This window comes from Moraxella sp. I5G, from assembly GCF_055193055.1.
In genome coordinates, this window is the sequence record NZ_JBUXLH010000001.1 from 246,873 (window position 1) to 253,293 (window position 6,421).

Annotated in this window: 5 protein-coding genes; 3 read left to right on the top strand and 2 right to left on the bottom strand. The window is 35.7% G+C overall.

What is annotated here, in order from left to right; genetic code table 11:
• Positions 1-68 precede the first annotated feature (68 nt).
• Together murU and ACZBKJ_RS01035 are read right to left on the bottom strand one after the other, a co-directional pair.
• Positions 69-785 (bottom strand): N-acetylmuramate alpha-1-phosphate uridylyltransferase MurU, encoded by a 717-nt coding sequence (murU, locus tag ACZBKJ_RS01030; RefSeq protein WP_463199052.1) that lies wholly within the window; start codon positions 783-785, stop codon positions 69-71.
• 64 nt (positions 786-849) lie between these two features.
• Positions 850-1,866, bottom strand: a complete 1,017-nt coding sequence (locus ACZBKJ_RS01035; RefSeq protein WP_463199038.1) for an aminoglycoside phosphotransferase family protein — start codon at positions 1,864-1,866, stop codon at positions 850-852.
• A gap of 139 nt (positions 1,867-2,005) precedes the next feature.
• Here ACZBKJ_RS01035 and ACZBKJ_RS01040 point away from each other — a divergent pair, with 139 nt between their 5' ends.
• The 3 genes from ACZBKJ_RS01040 to ACZBKJ_RS01050 all read left to right on the top strand — a co-directional run.
• On the top strand, positions 2,006-4,546 hold the full coding sequence (locus tag ACZBKJ_RS01040; RefSeq protein WP_463199040.1) for an LPS-assembly protein LptD: 2,541 nt from the start codon (positions 2,006-2,008) through the stop codon (positions 4,544-4,546).
• 108 nt (positions 4,547-4,654) lie between these two features.
• A complete protein-coding gene (locus ACZBKJ_RS01045; RefSeq protein WP_463199041.1) occupies positions 4,655-5,650 on the top strand; it encodes a peptidylprolyl isomerase in 996 nt (331 codons plus the stop codon).
• A 276-nt stretch (positions 5,651-5,926) separates the two neighbouring features.
• Positions 5,927-6,421: hypothetical protein (locus tag ACZBKJ_RS01050; protein WP_463199042.1), on the top strand; the 495-nt coding region annotated here is incomplete at its 3' end.

Sequence of the window (6,421 nt, forward strand, 5' to 3'; positions counted from 1 at the left end):
TAAAATATAAAATAAATTGCAAGGATTTTTTTCTAAAATCACCATAATAATGACAAATGGTATCTTATCTAAGATAAAGTAACCAAGCGTGCGTAATTATCCACCCAAGCCAGCCTCTCCAATGTACCAACATCCACCCAAGTTTCACGCATTAACCGCCCTGTCACTTTGTTGTGAGCAATGGCGTTTTTTAGTTTTGGGGCAAGAGGTGCAATTTCGCCGTTTTGTACATCAGCAACAATATCTGGCGACAGTAAACTAATGCCTGCAAAAGTATGGCAGTTATCACAACTAGACTGTTCATCTTTTAGCGCAATCCTGTTGTTGTCAGATAAAACAAAATCACCATTTGGGTTGTGATGAGGGTTTTTAGTTAGTATAAGGTGCGCCAAATCGTCTTGTAAATCATAATTTATTAATGAATTAAAATCAAACTCTGTCCAAACATCGCCATTAATTAGCAAAAATGGTGAGTCGTCCAACAGTTTATTTGCCAACGCATAACGAATACCGCCTGCCGTCTCTAAAGGCTCAGAAAAACTACTTTCATCAGAAATTTTAATATTGACACCAAAATCAGCTTTTAACAGTGCTTGTTTGATTTTCTCCCCCAAGTAACCAACATTGATAACAATATCACGAATCCCTGCCAAGTGTAGTCTTTGAATATGCCAAAAAATCAATGGCTTATCAGCAACTGGTACTAATGGTTTTGGTGTGGTTAATGTCAAAGGACGCATGCGAGTGCCTTTGCCTGCGGCAAGTATCATGGCTTGCTTAATCATCATTATCTCATTATTTAATTATTAGCATTATATGTATCGCTGTTTTTATTAAAAAATATTTATTTTATTTAAAATACAACTGATATGCTGGTATAACCTTTTTATTTAGTAAATCTAAAAAATTTCCATAAATTTCATGGTTGCTATATTTATTAAGCCATATTAGCTCTTGTAATAAATCGTTCATCACTTTTGGAATATTAGCCAAATATCTATTTTTACCATCTCGCTGATATAAACGGATAAAAATACCCAAAACCTTTAAATGACGCTGAATGCCCATAACATTGGTTTGTTCAGTAAATTTCTCAATACCAATGTTTAATGATTTTAAATGATAGAATTCTTGAATTTTTTGATTCACCCAATCTTCATTTTCATCAATGTATGCATCACGAACCAAACTCACCAAATCATAAGTATAAGCACCAATGACCGCATCTTGAAAATCAATAATGCCTAGACTATTATTTTGTGTACTATTTTTTATTGAGTTATCTTGCATTAAATTGCGACTATGGTAATCTCGATGCACTATAACTTTTGGTTGATTTTGAATATTGTCAATTAATTGATTTTTTATATTTTTCCATAAATTCAATTCATGTTCATTAAATTGAATTTTAATATATGGTAAAAACCAATCAATAAATAAATCCATTTCTTGATTAAGTTTTTGCTCATCATACAATGGTAAATCCACATCGATACCAATATTTTGCAAATCAATTAATGATTTTAAAGCATTGGTATAATAGTTATCTTTATTTTTTTTGTCATCAGTGATTAGATGGGCAAATTCTACTGTTCCAAAATCTTGCAATAACAAAAATCCTTGCTCTATATCTTTGGCAAAAATCTTAGGAACATTAATTGCCGATTTCATAATTTCATCAACATGCACAAACTCTATCACACTTTCTTTTTCGGGCGGTGCATCCATCAATAAATGTGTTGTATTATCCGCCAAATGAATACGATGATAACGGCGAAAACTGGCATCCCCGGGTAAACTTTCCACCCAAAAAGATTGATTGATGTGTTGATGTAAAAAATCCATCATTTGAGCAAGACGTGGCATAATTTTCTCAAGATAAAATTTATTGAATTGGCAATTATACCATTGATGATTAAAGTTTTAAACAACCTGCAAAATTTGATAAAAATTATCAAAAATGGTGTAAAATGGTAAAATTTAGGTTAATAACAAGGGCAAGATTGTGATAATCCAAAATTTTTCTCATGCAGGACAAACATTTTTAACCACATGTTTATCCAAGAGCGTGCATTTGGCTTTATTTGGCATTGGAGTATTGCCAATCTTTGCTACTGCAAATGCTTTAGATTCCAGCAAAAGTCTAAATAAACTTGCCGAATATTACCAAAGCAAACCCAGTGTTGATGCTCGCTGTCATGGGGTTTGGATACAACCACAACCTGTCAGTCTTACCAATCATGCCAGTGAATCAATAGAGCAAAATACTGCCGAAAAAACCAGTACTTTAGATGTGATTTATGCTCAAGCTGATTATGGTTATTGGGATAATCAAGACTATGCTGAATTATCAGGCGATGTTATTGTTGAACAAAATGGACAGCAAGTGCGTGCTGACAAAATCAGCTTTATTCCCAGTAGCAATCAAGCGTTTGCTGAAGGTCAGGTGTTATTTAGTGATAATTCACTAAAACCTTCATCAAAACAATCACACAATGGCGCAAAACCAAACAGTAGCACCAAATTGAGTAATATTGGCATTATTGGGGTTGCTGAAAAATTAGAATACACCACTGATGGTACACATGCTGCCGCTCAAGATGTTGCCTTTGCCAGTACAGGCATTGGAGCACATGGTTATGCCAAAGCTTTAAAAAAGGTTAGTAATCATCAATATCAAATGCAAGGAGTCATGTTTAGCACTTGCCCTCCAAATGAAAGAAAATGGCATCTTGATGCTGATAATATTGATATCAATAACGACACAGGTCGCGCGATTGCTAAAAATAGCACGTTAAAAATTGGCAACACTCCTATTTTTTATTTGCCTTATTTTAATTTTCCAATTGATAACAGACGTGCCAGTGGCTTTTTGCTTCCTAGCGCAGGCTTTGGCTCAAACAGTTTAGAAGTCAGCACACCCTATTATTTTAACCTACACCCACAATACGATTTAACTGTTACACCAACTGTTTTTAGCACGAAAAACCCAATGATAACAGGTGAGTTTCGCTATTTAACCACAAACTTTGGGCAGGGTAATTTGGTCGCATCTTTTTTACCCAATGATAGAAAATACAATGGCAATAATCGTCAAAGTTTATTTTTTAATCATCAATGGCAAGCTCAAAACATACCACACTTATCTGCTTATGCTCAATATCGCTATGTTTCAGATAGTGATTATTTAAATGATTTTGACACACTAGGCATTTCCAATAATCCTTTGAATTTATCCAGACGCATTGGAGCCAGTTATTATAATGATTTTGTGAATGTTGATTTGCGTGCTGAAACCTTCCAAACACTCAAAGGTACTGATAACAATGGGGTTCCACTTACCGATAAAGACAAACCTTACTCTCGCCTGCCACAACTTGCCATGACATACAGTCTACCAAGTTTTGGTTATGATATTTTAGATAAAGTAAAAATTACAGGTAAGCACCAATCTGCCTATTTTAAAAAATCCATCAAAGATAATTCAGAAGCTGAAAAAAGCGGTACTAGAATGTACAATCAACTTTCTGCTAGTTATCCAATGATAAAACCTTGGGGATACGTCACACCCAAATTTTCATTGATTCATCTTTATGCATCTTACGATGAAGACAGTTTAGCTGGTCAAAATTTATCTAAAAAAGCTGGAACGTATTCCGTTTTTACGCCACAAGTTAGTTTGGATACAGGATTGTTTTTTGAAAAATCAGGCTCTCCTTTTAATTTATTTGATGAATTAGGCGGCTATCAAACCATATCTCCGCGTTTAAAATACATTTATACGCCTTACAAAAATCAAAAATCCATTCCCAATTTTGATACAACCATTTCGCAAATCAGTTACAACCAATTGTTAGCTGACAGCTGGTTTTTGGGCTATGACCGTATTCAAGATTTACATGCTGTAACGCCCGCTTTAAATTATCGTTATGTTGACAAACATGGACGCATACGCTTTGATGGCGGTATCGCTGAGCAAATTTTATTAGAAAATATTAAAGTTGGCATTGATAACAGTGAGACTTTTACGGGGCATAATTCTGGTCTAGCATGGCAATTTAGCACCCAGCCCAAGGAAAATATTTGGCTTGATGCTGCTGGCGCTGTAAAATCCAATTACGACTTAAACTCTGTGGTTGCTCAGCTGCGCTATCAACCTAATGAACAAAGTTTATTTAATGTTGGTTTTATTAAGCGTAGAGAACATAAAGCAACAGGACAGCTTGCTTTATCAGCTTATACTGCTTCTGCCATCTTCCCAATCAATAATCGCTGGCGACTACTTTCTCAGGCCCAATATGACCAGAAAAATGGTCGATTGCTTGACATCTTAACCGGAGTTAATTATGAAGATTGCTGCTATGGTGTGTCTATCTATGCTCGACGTTATCGCAATGACTTAACACCAAATTCTGGTATGAACAATGCAATTATGGCAGAAATTCGCTTAAATGGTCTCAGCAGTGGCGGTAAATTAAATCGAATCATGAGTGATAAAGTGATGGGTTATGACAATGCTCAAAATGCATGGCAACAAAATAATTAATTGATTTCATGACAACCCAAAGCATATTATCAAATATTTTGTTTGGCAAAGTTTGACGTGTTTTTGACTAAATGTTAAACTAAATTCAATTTATTTTTGGAAAATTCTATGAAAAACAAATTTTTAGCTAAACCATTAAGTGCAGGTTTATTGGTTTTAGGTTTGGTAACCTCCATCAGCACCTTTGCTAATATCAGCGTCAATCAAAGTACCAATGGAATTTTAGCGCAGGTAAATGATGAGGTGATTTTAAAGAGTGAACTTATTGCCGCCAGCCGTGAACTTGCCAAAGAATATCAAGCCCAACATATCAGTATTGACAATCAGCAACTGCAAAACCAAGCACTTAATGAGCTGGTTACCAAAAAACTTCAGCTGGGTATTATCAAACGTTCTGGTTTTGTTCCCAATGAAAACCTAATTAATCAACAGTTAGAGCAGATTGCCGCCTCTCGTGGCTTTAGTAATTTAAGCGATTTTCAAAAAGCGCTTGATGCCCAAGAAGCGGGAGGTTATAGCAAATTACGCGCTCAATTAATTGAGGAAGCCTCTTTGGGAGCTTTGTGGCAAGCCCAAGTTGCTCCTCGTATCAAGATTACTAATCAAGAAATTGATGCCTTTTTAAATTCACCTGAAGGCAAAAACATTAATGTCAAACAGACCTTGATTTCAGAATGGCAAACCAGCCACATGCTTGCTCAGGTTGATGATAGCCGCACTGACGCTATGGCGCAACAAAAAATCAATGCGTTGTATACTCAATTACAACAAGGGGCGGATTTTGCAAACCTTGCCGCTACTTATTCTGATGATACAGGGTCAGCCACCCAAAAAGGCAGTCTTGGCTGGGTCAGTGAGGGACAAATGGTTCCTGAATTTGAAACGGTAATGAAAAATACTGAAACTGGAGATTATTCAGCGCCCTTTCGTTCACAATTTGGCTGGCATATTTTAAAAATCAACAACAAACGCCAACGTGATATTACCGAACAAAAACGGGCAGAGACAGCACGTGAAATTTTATTTAACCGTATGGCAACCCAAGCTGAAGAAGACTGGGTTCAAGAACTCAAAGCAGGTGCTTACATTCATATTGTTGAATAATCTCTATTAAATAATTCCACAAGGGTGTTACCGTTCATTCTGATGAGCGGTTTTTTTATGCCATTTTTTGGCAATTTTACCGATAAACTGACAAATAAAGACGATAAAATAACTCTTTTTACTACATATTTCTATCATTTGTTTACATTTTCATAAAGAACTTGCTTTTTGTCTGATTAAACGCTATTCCATCAAAAATATACAAATGTATTCTGTTATGGCACAAATATTGCGTGATTATTTCTATTATCTTACCCAACAATATTAGAGTCTGCCATGAAACAAATGTTTATTTATTTAAATCCTTTGGATTCCGCCCAAGCCAAAGCCGCCAGAATTATTGCTGATTCTGATACCAGATACATTGTGATTAGTGAACAAACAAAAAAATCCCCAAAAACCATCATTCAAAAAAAACGTGGTCACGCTGACTTAGAAATTATCAATGAAGAAACTGGTGAGAATTTAATCATTGAGGGGTATTACGATAAGACAAATATAGATTTGATTGGTTTAGGGGGTGATAATGCATACCATGGTTATATTGCTCAAAGTGGTACAGAAAATTTTATTTTAACTGATCAGTTACTTTACAACAATAACACCCAAAATACCATCAGTCCAATCATAAAGAACTCGCTGATTGGAGCAGGCGCTTTAGGAACCCTATTAATTGCCAGCCAATCAAAAGGTAATGATAATCATTACCCAACGCCAACGCCAACGCCAACGCCAACGCCAACGCCAACGCCAACGCCAACGCCAACGCCA